Annotated in this window: 19 protein-coding genes; 2 read left to right on the top strand and 17 right to left on the bottom strand. The window is 49.0% G+C overall.

Going from position 1 to position 15,518, the window contains the following annotated elements; genetic code table 11:
• Positions 1–189: 189 nt before the first annotated feature.
• Complete coding sequence (locus tag G5B42_RS11940; protein ID WP_231133390.1) at positions 190–441, top strand: hypothetical protein; 252 nt, start codon at positions 190–192, stop codon at positions 439–441.
• Positions 442–697: 256 nt separating this feature from the next.
• Here G5B42_RS11940 and G5B42_RS08855 read toward each other — a convergent pair whose 3' ends face one another.
• Positions 698–1,045, bottom strand: a complete 348-nt coding sequence (locus G5B42_RS08855) for a LysM peptidoglycan-binding domain-containing protein (protein WP_181340111.1) — start codon at positions 1,043–1,045, stop codon at positions 698–700.
• A 208-nt stretch (positions 1,046–1,253) separates the two neighbouring features.
• On the opposite strand from G5B42_RS08855, the gene lexA reads away from it, so the two are divergent.
• Positions 1,254–1,874 carry a transcriptional repressor LexA gene (lexA, locus tag G5B42_RS08850; RefSeq protein WP_181340110.1) on the top strand — a complete coding sequence of 207 codons (621 nt, stop codon included), beginning with the start codon at positions 1,254–1,256 and terminating at the stop codon, positions 1,872–1,874.
• A gap of 191 nt (positions 1,875–2,065) precedes the next feature.
• Here lexA and G5B42_RS11935 read toward each other — a convergent pair whose 3' ends face one another.
• From G5B42_RS11935 to G5B42_RS08770, 16 genes are all read right to left on the bottom strand, one after another.
• The gene (locus G5B42_RS11935) at positions 2,066–2,440 is read right to left on the bottom strand and encodes a CAP domain-containing protein (protein WP_231133389.1); all 375 of its coding nucleotides are present in this window, start codon (positions 2,438–2,440) and stop codon (positions 2,066–2,068) included.
• 657 nt (positions 2,441–3,097) lie between these two features.
• Positions 3,098–3,355 carry a response regulator transcription factor gene (locus G5B42_RS08840; protein WP_231133388.1) on the bottom strand — a complete coding sequence of 86 codons (258 nt, stop codon included), beginning with the start codon at positions 3,353–3,355 and terminating at the stop codon, positions 3,098–3,100.
• Positions 3,356–3,471: 116 nt separating this feature from the next.
• Positions 3,472–5,265 carry an NADH-quinone oxidoreductase subunit NuoF gene (gene nuoF / locus G5B42_RS08835; protein ID WP_181340107.1) on the bottom strand — a complete coding sequence of 598 codons (1,794 nt, stop codon included), beginning with the start codon at positions 5,263–5,265 and terminating at the stop codon, positions 3,472–3,474.
• A 47-nt stretch (positions 5,266–5,312) separates the two neighbouring features.
• Positions 5,313–5,525, bottom strand: a complete 213-nt coding sequence (locus G5B42_RS08830) for a hypothetical protein (RefSeq protein ID WP_231133387.1) — start codon at positions 5,523–5,525, stop codon at positions 5,313–5,315.
• Entirely contained in the window at positions 5,443–5,859 is a 417-nt protein-coding gene (locus tag G5B42_RS12360) for an ATP-binding protein (protein ID WP_181340106.1), read from the bottom strand. Before G5B42_RS12360 ends, G5B42_RS08830 begins: the two co-directional genes overlap by 83 nt.
• A 56-nt stretch (positions 5,860–5,915) precedes the next feature.
• On the bottom strand, positions 5,916–6,410 hold the full coding sequence (nuoE, locus tag G5B42_RS08820; protein WP_181340105.1) for an NADH-quinone oxidoreductase subunit NuoE: 495 nt from the start codon (positions 6,408–6,410) through the stop codon (positions 5,916–5,918).
• Positions 6,411–6,511: 101 nt separating this feature from the next.
• Positions 6,512–7,252 (bottom strand): PHP domain-containing protein, encoded by a 741-nt coding sequence (locus G5B42_RS08815; RefSeq protein ID WP_181340104.1) that lies wholly within the window; start codon positions 7,250–7,252, stop codon positions 6,512–6,514.
• Positions 7,249–7,581, bottom strand: coding sequence for a DRTGG domain-containing protein (locus G5B42_RS08810; RefSeq protein ID WP_181340103.1), 333 nt, complete (start codon positions 7,579–7,581; stop codon positions 7,249–7,251). The genes G5B42_RS08815 and G5B42_RS08810 overlap by 4 nt, the downstream gene beginning before the upstream one ends.
• On the bottom strand, positions 7,550–8,923 hold the full coding sequence (locus G5B42_RS08805; RefSeq protein ID WP_407926907.1) for a [Fe-Fe] hydrogenase large subunit C-terminal domain-containing protein: 1,374 nt from the start codon (positions 8,921–8,923) through the stop codon (positions 7,550–7,552). Before G5B42_RS08805 ends, G5B42_RS08810 begins: the two co-directional genes overlap by 32 nt.
• Positions 8,924–8,952: 29 nt before the next feature.
• The gene (locus G5B42_RS08800; protein WP_181340102.1) at positions 8,953–9,390 is read right to left on the bottom strand and encodes an ATP-binding protein; all 438 of its coding nucleotides are present in this window, start codon (positions 9,388–9,390) and stop codon (positions 8,953–8,955) included.
• A complete protein-coding gene (locus tag G5B42_RS08795; protein WP_181340101.1) occupies positions 9,347–9,766 on the bottom strand; it encodes a DRTGG domain-containing protein in 420 nt (139 codons plus the stop codon). The genes G5B42_RS08800 and G5B42_RS08795 overlap by 44 nt, the downstream gene beginning before the upstream one ends.
• A 178-nt stretch (positions 9,767–9,944) precedes the next feature.
• The gene (locus G5B42_RS08790; protein WP_181340100.1) at positions 9,945–10,433 is read right to left on the bottom strand and encodes an SPOR domain-containing protein; all 489 of its coding nucleotides are present in this window, start codon (positions 10,431–10,433) and stop codon (positions 9,945–9,947) included.
• A gap of 103 nt (positions 10,434–10,536) precedes the next feature.
• On the bottom strand, positions 10,537–11,799 hold the full coding sequence (murA, locus tag G5B42_RS08785; protein WP_181340099.1) for a UDP-N-acetylglucosamine 1-carboxyvinyltransferase: 1,263 nt from the start codon (positions 11,797–11,799) through the stop codon (positions 10,537–10,539).
• 182 nt (positions 11,800–11,981) lie between these two features.
• Positions 11,982–13,082: a putative lipid II flippase FtsW gene (gene ftsW / locus G5B42_RS08780; RefSeq protein WP_181340098.1), complete on the bottom strand. Its 1,101-nt coding sequence runs from the start codon at positions 13,080–13,082 to the stop codon at positions 11,982–11,984.
• Between the two features lie 44 nt (positions 13,083–13,126).
• On the bottom strand, positions 13,127–14,107 hold the full coding sequence (gene mraY / locus G5B42_RS08775) for a phospho-N-acetylmuramoyl-pentapeptide-transferase (protein WP_181340097.1): 981 nt from the start codon (positions 14,105–14,107) through the stop codon (positions 13,127–13,129).
• Positions 14,108–14,109: 2 nt separating this feature from the next.
• Positions 14,110–15,513, bottom strand: coding sequence for a UDP-N-acetylmuramoyl-tripeptide--D-alanyl-D-alanine ligase (locus G5B42_RS08770; protein ID WP_181340096.1), 1,404 nt, complete (start codon positions 15,511–15,513; stop codon positions 14,110–14,112).
• Positions 15,514–15,518: the final 5 nt, after the last annotated feature.

Here is a 15,518-nt window from a genome sequence, read left to right as displayed (position 1 = left end):
CACCTTCAATATCCCGTAAATGTTTGATATAATCGATTTGAGTCACTGTTAGCACTCCTTTAAATTGCCTCCTTACAATGATATGCTCAGAGGCTTATTTTCAGGATGCTATGCAGTGACTCCTCCTTTTTTACCGAACTATGGAATTTTAGACTGCCATTCTCGGTATTCTTATACTACCACAAACAAATGAGTATCTTTTTAATTCTGGTTTTAGCTATTCTTCTTATTGGTTGTGGCAAAAAATCGGAAAAAGACACTTCTAAACACACATCTTTAGAAGGAACATGGAAAGTAACAGAACGAATTTTTGCAGTCGATGGAGAAATCCATCAAGAACTTAAATACCCGTCAGAAACAGAGTTAGCGGGTATGAAGTTTGTGATACAGCCATACTATCACAAAGTTCCCGATTCAGAAGTGGATGGGTGGGACAGATAAGAGCTCTTTTTATATATACCCTGAGAGAACAGCAATTCCAACCATACCAAAAATTTCGCACCTCATCGAAACCCAGGAGGCATGAGGTGCTTTTTTATGCCTTAAGCTTATTCCTGACAATATTGAAATATCTTCGCGGTAGCTTCAAAGTGTATTCTTTTGAAGTTTAAGCATGAAATACATTTAAAATAACCCCTCTACTCCCCTCTTCTTCATACGAGCTGCCTATAATCGTATATGCAATAAATTATTACTTCTATTGGGGTAAGCGTAGGACTTGCCCAGTATAAATCATCGAAGTTTTCATGTTATTCAATTTCATAATCTCGGCAATCGGTTTTCGCGGGTCCGTATTGGGGTAATGACGGCTCGCGATTTCCCATAACGTGTCCCCCATTTCAACCGTGATCTCCCGGCCAAGAGCTTGTCCCTGACTTTTCGTCGCGCTATAATAGAAGGCCATCAATATAAAGCAAAGCATAAAGATAAAGAACACCAAATTGGCAAGGCCTTTGCGCGGATTCCACCGCCAGCGCCTTCTTAAACGAACATATCTTACGGTCCCCAACCTAACCTCGCCGGTTCTGGTTTCGGTCGTGTTCATGGTCATCACCCCACGTATGGCAAACAGATGTTCGTTTCGGTTACTATCATTTTAACACGAACATATGTTTGCGTCAAGTAGTCGAACAATTGTTTGCATTAAAAATTTGCCTATGGTATACTGGAAGCAGGGTTTGCTTATGGGATCATAAAATTATATACAAAAGTTTACCAGTGATGACTGATCTGGGAAATAAGGAGGTACCGGGATGGAAGATTTAACCCAACGGCAGCAAGAAATTCTCGACTATATTATTAAAGAAACGCAAATGAAGGGCTATCCCCCTTCAGTTCGTGAAATTGGCGAAGCGGTCGGTCTAAGTTCAAGCTCTTCGGTCCACGCCCATTTGGAAAAGCTCCAGCAGATGGGCTATATCAGACGGGACCCCACCAAGCCGCGGGCGATTGAAGTATTGAAACCAGCCCCGGAAACGGGCGAACTGTTTTATCCCGAGGTCATTCCGGTTCCGGTCGTCGGACGGGTGACGGCCGGTGAACCAATCTTAGCCGTAGAAAACATCGAAGAGTATTATCCACTACCGAAAGATTTCACTTCCTACCGGGAACTTTTCATATTAAGAGTCAAAGGAGACAGTATGATCAACGCCGGGATCTTCGATCGAGACCTGGTCGTGGTCAATAAGACGTCCACCGCCAATAATGGTGAGATTGTAGTAGCCTTACTTGATAACGGCGAAGCAACGGTTAAACGCTTTTTCAAGGAAGCGGGCCGGTTCCGGCTACAACCGGAGAATCCGGTTTATGAACCGATCTATACGGAGAACCTCTCGATCTTAGGTCGGGTGATTGGTTTAATTCGAAAATTTTAAATGATAAAATCCTTATCTGAGGATTAAAAAGGCACAGGTTCAAACCTGTTGTCAAAAGTCGTCCAATGCCCAAAAATCGTACTCCCCTTTTTAAATTAATCAACAAAAAAGCCTGTCCCCATTTGGAACAGGCTTTTTCTTTGGGAAAAAGCGGTGCAGCCTTTCCCGACGACAGGCAGTTTTTTATTAATTTACTTTCCGATGAATAATTGGGTGAACATATTCCCATAGGGGCCACCTACGGCAATCCCGACTCCAAAATGATTAAACCTGGAGTTGAGTATATTTGCCCGATGGCCCGGGCTGGCCATAAGACTGGCGTGGGCCGATTCAACCGAACCTGCACCCGCCAGGTTTTCGCCGGCGGTGTAATACTTGACGCCGGCATTTTTCATCATATCAAAAGGTGAACCGTACGTCGGTGACGTGTGGCCAAAATAATTCTTGTCGATCATATCTTGGCTTTTCATCCTTGCCAGCTGAACCAGGGTGTTGTCCACCTTTAACTCTTGCAAACCAGCCTTAATTCGTTCTTGGTTGACAAGCGATACCATCTTCTGCTCCATTGCGGTCAACCCTTTAGCCGGAGCTGGCGGGTTGGTTGGTGTCGGCTCCTTCGGAGTTGGGTTACTGGGAGCCGGATTTGTTGGAGCTGGGTTGCTTGGCTTCGGATTAGACGGAGCCGGAGTACTTGTTTTCGGAGGCACATAATAGCTTGATCCGTTGTTAGAGGGGCTGGTGTAATAATAGTACTGCGTGGAGTAGTTCGAATTGTACTTCGTTGAGTAGCTCCCCGTATTAACCTGATACGTACTTCCGCTACCAGAATAGGAACCACCAGTGGGTGGAGTATAAATGGGTGAACCATAGCTCACATAGTAAGTGACAGCTAACGATGGAAGTACTACCAATAAGCTTAGGGCAACGGCAAGAACAAAACTACTAACGAATCGGGCGCGAATCCGCATCGAATCTTCTCCCTTCAGACTGCCCTTTTCGTTGGTGCTGCAACGGTTGGTTCCATCTTCTCTCCAAACCGGTGGTTGTCCGCTTTCTCTCCTCCTTTACCATAAGTTAAACCTGGTACCGCAACCACTTCGGTGATGATTATTTTCTTGTTCCGAAGACCTATTCCTTTATGTAAAAAAAGGCAGCCCCGGTCACCCAGGACTGCCTGCACAGTCGCTAATTTTTAGCTTAAGTCTAAACGTTAAAACCTCATCTTATTTATCCAGAACGGTATCATCGAGGCTAATAATCCCCTCTTTAAGTGCAAAGAGGGCGATCTGCGTCCGGTTCTTAAGTCCCAATTTCTTTCTGATACTCGTTACATAGTTTTTCGCTGTTTTCTCGCTGATAAACAGAATCTTACCAATCTCTCGATTATCCATTCCTTGCGCCACCAAAGGCAGAATCTCCTGCTCTCTTGGGCTCAATTGTTCAAGGAGATTGGGTCGATGCGTACTCGGTAATTGGGCCATCTGCCCTTCCTCCTCTCCATTCCACCATAGAAAATGCTTACTAAGGACGATTTTCTTCTGGTACATGATATGAATGAAGAGGCAAGGAGGTGAAAAACCTTTAACCGGCCCGTAGATTACGACAGGCTGATGGCATCAAAGGGACACTTCTCCGCACAGACCCCGCATTTGATACAAACGTCCTGGTTGATGAAATATGGCTTCTTCCGCTCGCCACTGATGGCCTTCTCTGGACATTCCCGGGCGCAGATACCACAACCGCGGCAAACTTCACTATTGACCGAATAATGTAACAAGGCGCGGCACACTTTGGCCGGACATTTTTTGTCACGGATATGAGCCAAATACTCGTCGCGGAAATTCTGAATCGTACTGAGGACCGGATTGGGAGCCGATTGGCCTAATCCGCACAGGGCGGTAATCTTAATTGTCTTGGCCAATTCCTCAAGAAGCTCCAGATCCTTCTCTTCCCCTTTACCCTGGGTGATCCGGGTTAAAATCTCCAACATCCTTTTCGTCCCAATGCGGCAAGGCGTACATTTGCCACAAGATTCATCTTGGGTAAATTCCAGGAAGAAGCGGGCCACATCAACCATGCAGTTGTCTTCATCCATAACGATTAAACCGCCGGAACCCATCATTGAACCCGCCGCTACCAGGGATTCATAGTCGATTGGTTGATCCAGATGCTTTTCGGTGAGACAACCGCCGGATGGTCCACCGGTTTGTGCGGCTTTGAACCGCTTGTTGTTGGGAATTCCGCCACCCAGTTCGAAAATGATCTCCCGCAGCGTAACACCCATCGGTACTTCAACCAGACCCGTATTGTTGACCTTTCCGGCTAAGGCAAAAACCTTCGTTCCCGGGCTGTTTTTGGTCCCGATTTGCCGGAACCATTCGGCTCCATAGTTAATGATCGCGGGGATATTGGCGAAGGTTTCAACATTGTTGATTAAAGTGGGTTTGCCCCATAAGCCCTCTGAAGCCGGGAAGGGAGGTTTCGGACGGGGTTCGCCCCGTTTACCCTCAATCGAAGCCAAAAGGGCCGTTTCTTCACCACAGACAAAAGCACCCGCCCCGACGCGAATCTCCAAGTCAAAACTGAAGTCGGTACCGAGAATATTCTTCCCCAGCATCCCAAAGGCCCGTGCTTTTTCAATTGCGTTGGCGAGCCTTTGGACGGCCAAGGGGTACTCCGCCCGGACATAAACATAACCCTGGTTGGCGCCAATGGCATAGCCGGCAATCGCCATCGCCTCAATCACCGAATGGGGATCGCCCTCCAAAACACTGCGGTCCATAAACGCACCGGGGTCGCCTTCGTCCGCGTTACAGACCACGTATTTTACCTCACCGGGAGCATTTTTGGTAAACTCCCATTTCAATCCGGTGGGGAAACCAGCTCCTCCCCTCCCCCGCAAACCGGAGTCTTTAATCTCTTGAATAACCTGTTCGGGAGTATACTTGGTCAGGACCTTACCCAGGGCAAAATAACCGTCCCGGGCAATATATTCTTCAATCGCTTCCGGATTAATCATCCCCACGTTACGCAAAGCGATCCGTTTCTGCTTCCGGAAGAAATCAATCTCGTCGTAATATGGGATCTGTCCGCCACTGACCGGCCGTTCATAGAGGAGACGGGTAACAAATCTCCCTTTGATCAGGTGTTCTTCCACGATTTCCTTAACATCATCCGGGGTTACTTCCTTATAAAAAACCCCTTCTGGATAGACGACAATTACCGGTCCCAAATCGCAGGTTCCGATACACCCGGTTTCCACAACATGCACTTCATCTTCCAGGTTATGGGCCTTTATTTCCTCAGTAAACCTGTCCAGAACTGCTTTACAGCCCGATGAAATACAACCGGCTCCGCCGCAGACTAAAACATGAGCACGATACAGCTTCATTATTCCTTCCCTTCTTCCTTAATGTAGCTTGTTAATTTTAAAAAATATCAAATTCGAACAATTTCGGATAAGCCTTTTCTGATGTCCTCTTCTAAATAAGCCAAAACCGTCGGGTTCCAGATCGGAACATCTTCCAGTTGTTCTTTAACTTTCATCGTATCAAAGATATACTTGTTGTCATCCTTTTGGTAACAAAAGATAAAATCGACATTGGGGTTGCCCGCAATTAAAACGATCAGTGTTCCGGCCATATCGCCCAAGGGGGGGGCGATCCCAATGGTGCAGAAGAAAGCTGGCGGTCAATTTGGTTCCTTTTCCCGGTTGGGAAGAGATGGAAAATTCACCATTACAGCGTTTGGCCGCCGCCGCGAACAAGGACAGACCCAGCCCTACTTTGCGGGTGGTTCGCGTGGTATAAAAAGGGTCGACCACTTGCTGCACCTCGTGGGAAGTCATTCCTTTCCCGTTGTCTTCGATCTCGATGACCAAACGACCCTCCGCGACCAGTTCATTGAGGTGGAATTTGATTAAAGTTGCGCCTGCCCGCAAAGAATTTTGCGCCAGGTCTAAAAGGTATAAGGATAAATCTTTCATCGGTAATCACCGACTTTGATCCAAAAATCACAAGGAGGGGAAATAAAAAAGCCTGCTTATTCCGTTTCTTGGTATTGTTTGATAACCTCCGGGATCTTATCAGGAGTTAAACGGCCATAAACATTTTCACCTATCGTTAATACCGGGGCCAATCCGCAGGCACCCAGACAACGGGTCACCATCAAAGTAAAATCGCCGTTGGCAGTCGTCTCGCCAACTTTAACTTTCAGCTGTTCCTCAAGGGCTTCCACAATCTCGGCGGCCCCTTTCACATAACAGGCCGTCCCTAAGCAAACGCCAATCGTGTGCCGCCCCCGCGGTTGTTGGGAAAAGAAAGAATAAAAGGTTACTACGCCATATACTTCGCTCAAGGGGACCTTTAGACCTTCCGCCACTCTAATCTGTACTTCTTGCGGAAGGTAACCAAAGATCAACTGGGCTTTGTGAAGAACGGGAATTAATCCGCCGGGCTTTCCTTGGTATTGCGCAATAACCTCATCCAAATCACGGAATTGTTCTTCCGAAAAGCGCTGGCAACATGCTTCTGTCATTTTCAATTGCCTCCTCAGTAGATCTAACTCCTCGTTCAAGATTACCATCATTTTAACAATTATTCAATGTGTAACTTTGGATCAATCTATTTACATTATTGTTAAATTGCCACCACCTTCCTTTGTTCTTGCTGGTTCAGGGCAAGCAGGAACTCTTCCCAACACAAACCGCCCATCTCCAAAAGTGAAGGTTTTACACCAATTTGGTTTAAATAATGGGCATCGGAGGCGCGGATTAAGTTATGTCCAGGATACTCTTGACGCATCTTGGCCAACGGGGCACGGGGCGAAATTTCCAGGAAGGAAAAGGTCGGCTCGGCCGGAAGAAACCCAATCTGCGAAAGAATGCTGAAGGCTGGACGGTCGATATGGGCCGGGTAAATCACCCCGCCCAAACGACGTACTTGCACAACAGTTTCTTCCAAGGAAAGGGCAATCGAGTTCAGGAGGAGGATTTCCTCTTCGCCACAGGGTTTTCCGTGCTTATCCAGAATGATTTGCTGGCCGAAATAGGTTGTTTTATTTTTTAGCGGGGTCAAAAAAGCACGAACGGTCCTCCCCCACTCCATCGCCGCTTCCAACTCCGGAAACAAACAAACCAGATGGATCTCTTCTTTGGTCTGGACTTCCATGCCCGGGATCACCCACAGCCCCGGCGGGCAATTCCGCAGGAAAGCCGGGAGGTTCCGGGTGGAATTATGGTCCGTGATGGCCAGGACATCAACCCCTGCTTTTTTCGCCTGGGCAAAAACCAACTCCGGCACCATCTGCCGGTCGGCACACGGCGAAAGCGTGGTATGAAGGTGTAAATCGGCAGTGTAAGTCTTTAAATCGGTTTTCATTGCCAGTTTGTGTAGAGCCGTCCGGCTGTTTCAAAAGTGGGCAGTTTAGTAGTGAGCAAAACGGTTCCTTCGGTTTGGGCTTTGGCGATGGTCTCCGCCTCGGGCTCAGCTCCCGCCGTAAAAACGATGGCGGCTAAATTCAGTAGTAAAGCTACCGCCACAACATTGGCATGGGTTTGAATGGTCAGCCAGGCCTGTCCTTCCTGCGCATGGCCAATGACATCGCTCAATAAATCGGAAACATAGACACCGGTAATTGTGGTCTCCAATTTTTCATGACCGGTTATGACGTTGGCCTCAATTACCTTGACTAGCTCTTTTAGGGTCATTCTTTTCCTCCTTTTCGTTGGCCCAACCCATGGCGGGCGGCCGGATTTGGGCTAGAACCAATAGTCGCTGGGCTAATTTCTCCAAATGTTCGCGGAGGATGAAAATACAATCGGTCAAATGGGCGTTGCCCTGGACAATATCTTCGGCCAGCGAGCGGCAGGTGGGCGAACCGCAGGCTCCACAGTCGATCGCCGGAAGTTTGGTCAAGATGTTTTCCAGTTGGTTCAGTTTTTTGATGGCCTTTGATAAATCCCGGTCCAATCTTAATACGGAATTGTCGGCAATGACCTTATCGTGGGTGAAGAAATGTTCGTTTTCCTTTTTTAATTCCGCATACAACGTTTCAACCACGTCAGGTATGGCGTTGTTTCCATAGAGGGTTGCCAGTTTTCGAATCATCGCCCGGGCAACATAGGGGTTTTCCACCGTCAAGGCGCCCCCGACACAACCCTGCGGGCAAGCTAAAGCTTCAATATACTCAATATCATTTAGTTTGCCCAGTTCAATCTCTTCCAAGATCGCGGCTACATTCTGGATGCCATCGACAGCCAATGCATTTTCGACATTAACCCCAAAATTCTCCCCGCCAGCCCGAGCCCAGCCGATCCCCACTCCCGAGCTGCGGCGTTGAACCGGAGAAAGCACTTTCTCCACCAAGATATGGTTGAGCTCCCCAAAAAGAAGATTAATCGGTAACGCACCGTCCACTAGTGGCTGTCCATAGTTGTTTAGGTCGGTAATCTTCGCCGGGCAAGGTGTAATAAAAAAAACACCCACTTTTTCCCGGGGGATGTTTAGCTCTGGTAGTCTTTCCCGCAGAAAATATTTGGCCGCGGTGATATACGGTGGATCAACCGGAACCAAATTCGGAATTAAAGTAGGAAAACGGATTTGGACCAGCCGGGTAACCGCCGGGCACGAAGAAGAGATCACTGGGAATGGTCCCGCTGATTTCCGCCGGTTTTTAACATATTCCCGGATGGCACAGGTGGTTAGTTCGGCGGCAAATGCCACTTCGTAAACTTCGTCAAAGCCAAATTCGTAAAGGGCGGCGATGATCCTTCCGGGGTTCTCCGCTTTAAACTGGGCATATAAGCTCGGGGCCGGTAAGGCAACCCGGTAATCGTATTGCTTTAGGGTCTCCAGGTCTGTGGCGACCGCTTTTTTAGCATGGTTTTCGCAGATCCGGATACATTCCCCACAATCAATACACCGTTCCGTGAGAATGAATGCTTTTCCACTACGAACGCGAATCGCCTCGGTCGGACATTGTTTTATACAGTTGGTACAGCCTTTACATTTTTCTTCGTCCATCACGACGGAGTGGGAACGGAGTTCCACCAAACCACCTCCCGGGCAAAAAATGGTTATTAGTTTGCGGTTGGGTATTTAAACTTCATGACCACTATCGTACCGACATTAACTTTGCTGTCAATTTCAAGCTGGTCGGAGCATTTTTTCATGTTCGGCAGCCCCATACCCGCACCAAAACCCAAGGCGCGGGCCCGTTCCGAAGCAGTGGAAAAACCGGCCGTCATCGCTTGTTCAAGATCGGGAATTCCTTTCCCCCGGTCCTCGGCCTGTACGGTAATTCCTTCGGCATCCACCTGGAGAATAATCTTTCCGTAGTCGGCATGGATCACTATATTCATCTCCGCTTCATAGGTGGCAATGGCCACCCTTCTGACCAGGTTGGAATCAATGCCGAGCTTTTGCAAAGTTTGTTTTACCCTGCTGGCCGCTTCCCCTGCCGTCGTAAAATTATTACCTTCGACTGGGATCTCCAAGAGGACGCGGGGCTCTGTCAATTTTGTCACCCCCGGTAGCTAAACTTAGTCCACTGCAACCCTGTAATCCGGCATTGTATAAAATACCACAGGATTCGTAAAGCGGCAGCCTTGTAAGGAGGAGTGGAAGATTACGTTCGCCGGCCATCTTTATAACTTCATCACCCGGTTTTTTGCCACGGACAAAAACAATGCCGCAGAGATCAATCATTTCAGCGGCACGAATGATCTGGGGGTTAGTCAAGCCGGTAAGGAGAAGGGATCGCTCTTTGGTAAAAGACAAAACATCACTGATCAGATCAGAACCGCAGATCATTTTAACCTCAACCTGGTTCAACAGTTCTTCCCCGGTCAGAACAGTTGCGTTTAGTAGTTTTTGGATCTTAATCAGTTTCATCCAGCCAACTCCTTACGGCAATTTCACCACTGTCTTCAGGAAAAGAGCATACAAAAAAATACGACAATTCTTTTTTAAATCCTGCTCTCAAAAGAATTGCCGTTTTAAAAGGTTTAACGAACGGACCCCGACCGCCATTATCTATCCATGGTTATTTTTATTATTCTTATCCTTACTCCTATTCTTCTTTAATATAGGCGGCATAACCTTTACTCAAGAGTTCGTTCTGGAGATTGTTCGCGTTCTGCGGATTGGAAAATGCACCAACCTGAACATAACACGGCTGGCCTCTACTGACAAACACCGGATACCCTTCACTCTGTAACAGGCTGGCGACCTGAAGAGCTTCCTCCCGCAATTGGAAGGGGCCAACCTGAACTTTAAAGCTGACCGGTTTTTCCTCCAGGAAATATTCGTCTGTGTACAAGTAACTACTACTGGTGTCACTTGGTCTTTGCTGTTGCTGTTCAGGAAGTTTGATCGTCAACGGTTCCTGGTATGGTTCGTTTAAACCCTGAACCGGAGACAACGGGTCTTCGCTGACCCAGTCTTTAAATAAGGTCCCAAAGATTACCCCCAAAGATATGGCAAGAAACGCAAAGAAAACCAGACCGGCCACTTTAGTCAAGATCGAAGTAAAGGCCTTCAGTGACTTTTTCGTTTCCAAATTTAGCCCTCCCCCTGAATAATAGTTCTCTCCTTAAATGTTACGAGTTTCCCTGAAAAATATTCCTTAAATTTTTAGCTCATTTCTGTGGGAGGTTGTTTGGTCAAAGGGTAATACGGGAAATATCCGCTCCTAGGGCCGACAATTTTTCCTCGATCCGTTCATACCCACGGTCAATAAAATGAACCCCTTCAATGACGGTTTTTCCTTCCGCCGCCAATCCCGCCAACACCAGTGCTGCTCCCGCCCGCAGGTCCGGCGCGATCACCCCGGCACCGGTCAGGCGCTTTACGCCCTTCACCACCGCACTTCTTCCTTCCACGCGAATGTTGGCCCCCATCCGTACCAATTCATCGACATAACGGAAACGGGCGCCAAAAACATTCTCCGTAATAAGGCTGGTTCCTTCGGCCAGCGACATGACTGCGGTCATCTGGGGCTGTAAATCGGTGGGAAAGCCGGGGTAGGGCAAGACCGTAACGTCAACGGATTTTAACCTGCGGTCCGCGGTGACTTTCAAGGTATCACCGTCAATCTCAATCTGGACCCCGCTCTCCCTTAATTTGGAAGTCAATGCTTCGAAATGTTCGGGAATCACGTCAAGAAGGGTGATCTCCCCCCCTGTAATCGCGGCGGCCAAAATATAGGTTCCCGCTTCGATCCGGTCTGGTATCACGGTATAATCAACCGAGACCGGGCGCAGCGCCGGAACGCCTTCAATCCGGATCGTGTCCGTCCCCGCCCCCCTGATCCGGGCCCCTAAACGGTTATAAAAGTTTTGTTCCTCGATGATTTCCGGTTCTTTTGCTGCGTTCTTAATCACCGTCGTCCCTTCCGCCAGGATTGCGGCGGCCATTATATTTTCGGTCGCCCCGACACTGGGGAAATCAAGGTGAATATCGACGCCTTTTAGTCTTTTGGCTTCGGCATATACATAGCCGTGCTCTTCCACTACCTTGGCCCCTAAGGCTTGGAAACCTTTGAGGTGTAAATCAATGGGGCGCTGTCCGATCACGCAGCCACCCGGCTGGTAAAGTTTAACCCGGCCAATTTTCGTTAAAAGCGGACCCATCACCTGAACGGAGGCACGCATCTCTTTGACCAGTTCATCGCGGGCAACATGGTTCAAGTCTTTCGTTGGCTTGATCCGTAAAACGGCTTCATCCTCCCAAGTTATCTCCACACCTAAACTGCGCAAGACCTCAATCATGGTTAAAACATCCTGAATTAAGGGGACATTCCGGATAATACATTCGTTTTCAACCAAAAGCGAAGCCGCCATTAGTTTGAGGACCGCATTTTTGGCGCCACTGATCCGAACTTGGCCACGAAGCCGCTGTCCGCCGACTATATGTAACTGTTCCACCCGTGTCACCTCCATTCATGCCGAATCATCAATTACATATAAAGTTAAACTAAAGTGCGTTTGCGCTGTCGGGACGATTCTTGTCAACACCGTATTCTGACGTAGGTATTCTATGCAAAAGACATCATCTTAGTGACAACGGGCCAGGTTTGTCCCCCGTTTGCACTTACTTCCGCCAACAGCTACAAACTTTCCCGTGGATCACGGGAGATATTCAGTAAAATACCGACCGCCATCATAGTAATGCCCAAAGAAGAGCCGCCATAACTTAGAAAGGGAAGCGTAATCCCGGTCGCTGGAATCGTGGCGGTCACGACGGCAATATTGATTAAGGCCTGAATGACAAGCCAAGAGGTGATCCCTACCGCCAAGAGGCTCCCGTAATGATCCTTGGTTGCCAAGGCGATTTTATACCCACGCCACGCCAGACAAAGAAAGAGAACCAGCACCAGCATGGTCCCGAGGAGGCCCAATTCTTCACCGATAATGGAAAAAATATAATCGTTATGGGGTTCCGGCAAGTAAAAAAATTTCTGCCGGCTCCGCCCAAGCCCCAACCCGATGATCCCACCGGAACCTAAAGCCATCAAAGATTGGAGAATTTGCCAGCCCGAACCTTGGGGGTCCTGCATCGGGTCAATAAAGGTAAAAAGCCGCTGCAGACGGTAGGGTTCTTGGATGATTAAATAAACACCGACGGGTGCCACAAACAAGGCAACCAAAAAAAGATGGGAAATCCGTACGCCCGCGGCAAAAAGCATCGTCAAGAAGATGACAAAAATAACAATGGTGGTTCCCAAATCCGGTTCCATCATGACCAACCCACAGATTAAGCCAACATAGATCAGGGGAACAAGGATCCCCGTAGAAAAGCTCCGCACTTCTGCCCCGATCTCGGTCAAATAATGGGCCAAGACAAAGATAAGCGCCAGTTTGGCAAACTCTGAAGGTTGAAAGTTAAAGATTTTAAAGTCAAACCACCGCCGGGCTCCGTTGATTTCGTTGCCCAAAAAGAGGACCAACACCAGCAAGACAGGTGTCAAAACCGCAAACAAAACCGTAAAACGGCGAAACCGGTGGTAATCAAAGTTAATCATGAAGACCATGATGACCAGGGAGAGAAGGGTGAAAAACAGCTGTTTTTTACCGAAAGAAAAGGGATCGGCCCCACCGGTCGCGCTTAAGGCCCGCGGGAAACTTGCGCTGGTCACCATCACCACACCAAGGGTTAACAGGAACAAGACCACTAAAAAGATGAACAGATCCGGTTTTCCTGCTTTCATATCCTCACCCCACTCCCGCGTGTCGTGACCATAATTCGCCCTACTTATCCTATTTTATACCCGGCCAGGCCTAATAATGCCAATAAGATGCTGACAACCCAAAACCGCACCACTACTTTACTTTCGGCCAACCCGCCCAGCTCAAAATGGTGGTGCAGGGGGGCCATCCGTAAAATCCTTTTTCCTCGCATTCTGAAACTGAGGACTTGGAGAATGACCGAAAGATTCTCGGCCACAAAAACTCCCCCAATGATGGGCAGAAAAAGGGCCGTCCGGGACAGAATACCAATCGCGGCCAGCGCCCCACCGAGGGCCAAGGCCCCTGTGTCCCCCATAAAAACCTGGGCCGGTGGCGCATTAAACCAAATAAAACCGAGACAGGCACCGGCCAAAGCCGCAGCAAAGATTCCGAGGCTCATTTCTCCCTGGACCAGCGCCAAAATGCCCATGGCCAGTCCGGCAATTAAAGTGGTTCCACTCGCCAAGCCGTCCAGACCGTCGGTGAGATTTACCGCATTCGACATGGCAACCAGAGTAAAGACCACAAATAAAAAGGTCAGCACCGGATTGATGAAGGCCAGATGGGTATTGAAGTAGGGAATTTTTAAGGTCTCCATCGCCCCCGATTGCACCACATACAGACCAAAAAGGCCAGCAAAAAACACTTGCCCGAGCAGTTTATGACGGGCTTTTAAACCCAAAGACCGGTGAAAAACAATGATTAAAAGGTCATCAAGCAAACCTAAAGCCCCAAAGGCCAGGGTGATAAAGACCGTCCAAATGAGATTGTAGGACCAGTTGCCCCCAAGGCCTGCAATCGTTCCCGCGGTGATCCCAAACAGAATAAGAAGACCACCCATCGTCGGGGTGCCGCTTTTGCTCTGGTGGGTTTTGGGTCCATCGCTTCTGACCGTCTGACCGCACTTTAGTTTGGTTAATAGACGAATGACATAAGGTCCGAACAGAACAACAATGAAAAAGGCCGTGGTGCCGGCCAGAGCCAGACCGAACCAAGGAATTCTCATTCTTATTCCCCCCAATTATGGGCTATGACCTTTTCGACTAAAGTTTCCATGGCCATCCCCCGTGAACCTTTGAACAATACCGTATCTCCCGAGGTTAAATAAGTCTTTAGTTCCTCCCAAAGCTCATCTTTGGTGGTGAAATGACGGGCGTAAACGCCTTTTTGCGCGGCCCCTTCCGTGGTTGCGACGGACAAAGGACCATAGGCAAAAAGAGCCTTACAACCGTAGGCGGCGGTTAATTCCCCGATCTGATGGTGGGCTTCCCGGGCGAGGGGGCCCAGTTCCAGCATGTCTCCTAGAACGGCAATCTTGCGTCCGGGGTTTTTCATGTTGGACAAAACTTCCAAAGCGGCCCGAACCGATGGCGGGCTGGCATTGTACGTATCATCCAAAACGGTAATCCCACCGACTTCTATTTTCCGAAGCCGGTTTTCGACAGGGTTGACCCGTTGCAAACCGCGCACCACTTGGTCCCGGGTTAGGCCGAGCGATAGCCCGACGATAAGGGCGGCCAAAGCATTGGCGATATTATGACGGCCCAGTAAGGGCAGGGTAAATTCAAACTTACCCCAGCGGCCGTCCACCAGCACCACTTCCTGGTCGCCTTCGGTTGCGGACTCGACCAGGTAGAGTGCAGGCTCGGTTTCCCCATGGTCGTCCGGCCTTTTTAGACTATAAAAAAGAGTCTCCCCCGGGAATTTCCTTGCCATTGGGGTCACCAACGGGTCATCGCCATTGAGCACGGCCAATCCCGACGGGGGAAGGCCGGCAATCAATTCTCCTTTGGCAGCGGCAATGGCCTCCTGGGTTCCCAACAGCTCCAGGTGGGTCACGCCGATGTTGGTAACAACGCCGACCGTCGGTTGAGCCAGCCTGGTCAGATAGGCGATCTGGCCGGGGCCGCGCATCCCCATCTCCACCACGACCGCCTCGGTGGTCTCGTCGATCTGGAATAAAGTCTGCGGCAGTCCAATCTCGTTATTATAGTTTTTCTCCGTCTTCACCACGTGGTACCTTGCGCCCAAGACCGCCGCGCTCAACTCTTTAGTGGTGGTTTTGCCATTACTCCCGGTAATTCCGATTACCGGAATGGTATAGCGTTGGCGGTGATAACGGGCTAAATCTCCGTAGGCCAACAAAGTGTCGGGCACTTTGATTACCGCACCCGGCCAGGTGGCAGGAAGATCAAGCTCCCGCCCACAGACGATCGCGGCTGCCCCTTTTTCTGCCGCCGCCGCTGCAAAATCATGGCCATCAAAGTTGGGACCTTTCAACGCAAAAAAAACGTCCCCAGGGACCAGGCTGCGGCTGTCAATACTTACACCCGTAATTTGCGGATGGCTTCCTGCCGTTAAAAGCCGGCCGTTGGTTGCTTTGATTATCTCTTCCAGAGTAAACTTGGGCATCGTTG

The organism is Capillibacterium thermochitinicola (assembly GCF_013664685.1).
In the GTDB taxonomy this organism is placed as follows: Bacteria; Bacillota; UBA4882; order UBA10575; family UBA10575; genus Capillibacterium; species Capillibacterium thermochitinicola.
Note: the sequence above shows the minus strand (reverse complement) of the source record. Positions and strands in the feature narration are given on the sequence as shown.

What these genes read in the sequence shown, in the direction of transcription:
- G5B42_RS11940 (WP_231133390.1), top strand. Translation starts at nt 190, where the DNA reads ATGAGTATCTTTTTAATTCTGGTTTTAGCTATTCTTCTTATTGGTTGT.
- G5B42_RS08855 (WP_181340111.1), bottom strand. Translation starts at nt 1,045, where the DNA reads ATGAACACGACCGAAACCAGAACCGGCGAGGTTAGGTTGGGGACCGTA.
- lexA (WP_181340110.1), top strand. Translation starts at nt 1,254, where the DNA reads ATGGAAGATTTAACCCAACGGCAGCAAGAAATTCTCGACTATATTATT.
- G5B42_RS11935 (WP_231133389.1), bottom strand. Translation starts at nt 2,440, where the DNA reads ATGGAGCAGAAGATGGTATCGCTTGTCAACCAAGAACGAATTAAGGCT.
- G5B42_RS08840 (WP_231133388.1), bottom strand. Translation starts at nt 3,355, where the DNA reads ATGGCCCAATTACCGAGTACGCATCGACCCAATCTCCTTGAACAATTG.
- nuoF (WP_181340107.1), bottom strand. Translation starts at nt 5,265, where the DNA reads ATGAAGCTGTATCGTGCTCATGTTTTAGTCTGCGGCGGAGCCGGTTGT.
- G5B42_RS12360 (WP_181340106.1), bottom strand. Translation starts at nt 5,859, where the DNA reads ATGAAAGATTTATCCTTATACCTTTTAGACCTGGCGCAAAATTCTTTG.
- nuoE (WP_181340105.1), bottom strand. Translation starts at nt 6,410, where the DNA reads ATGACAGAAGCATGTTGCCAGCGCTTTTCGGAAGAACAATTCCGTGAT.
- G5B42_RS08815 (WP_181340104.1), bottom strand. Translation starts at nt 7,252, where the DNA reads ATGAAAACCGATTTAAAGACTTACACTGCCGATTTACACCTTCATACC.
- G5B42_RS08810 (WP_181340103.1), bottom strand. Translation starts at nt 7,581, where the DNA reads ATGACCCTAAAAGAGCTAGTCAAGGTAATTGAGGCCAACGTCATAACC.
- G5B42_RS08795 (WP_181340101.1), bottom strand. Translation starts at nt 9,766, where the DNA reads ATGAAACTGATTAAGATCCAAAAACTACTAAACGCAACTGTTCTGACC.
- ftsW (WP_181340098.1), bottom strand. Translation starts at nt 13,082, where the DNA reads ATGAAAGCAGGAAAACCGGATCTGTTCATCTTTTTAGTGGTCTTGTTC.
- mraY (WP_181340097.1), bottom strand. Translation starts at nt 14,107, where the DNA reads ATGAGAATTCCTTGGTTCGGTCTGGCTCTGGCCGGCACCACGGCCTTT.
- G5B42_RS08770 (WP_181340096.1), bottom strand. Translation starts at nt 15,513, where the DNA reads ATGCCCAAGTTTACTCTGGAAGAGATAATCAAAGCAACCAACGGCCGG.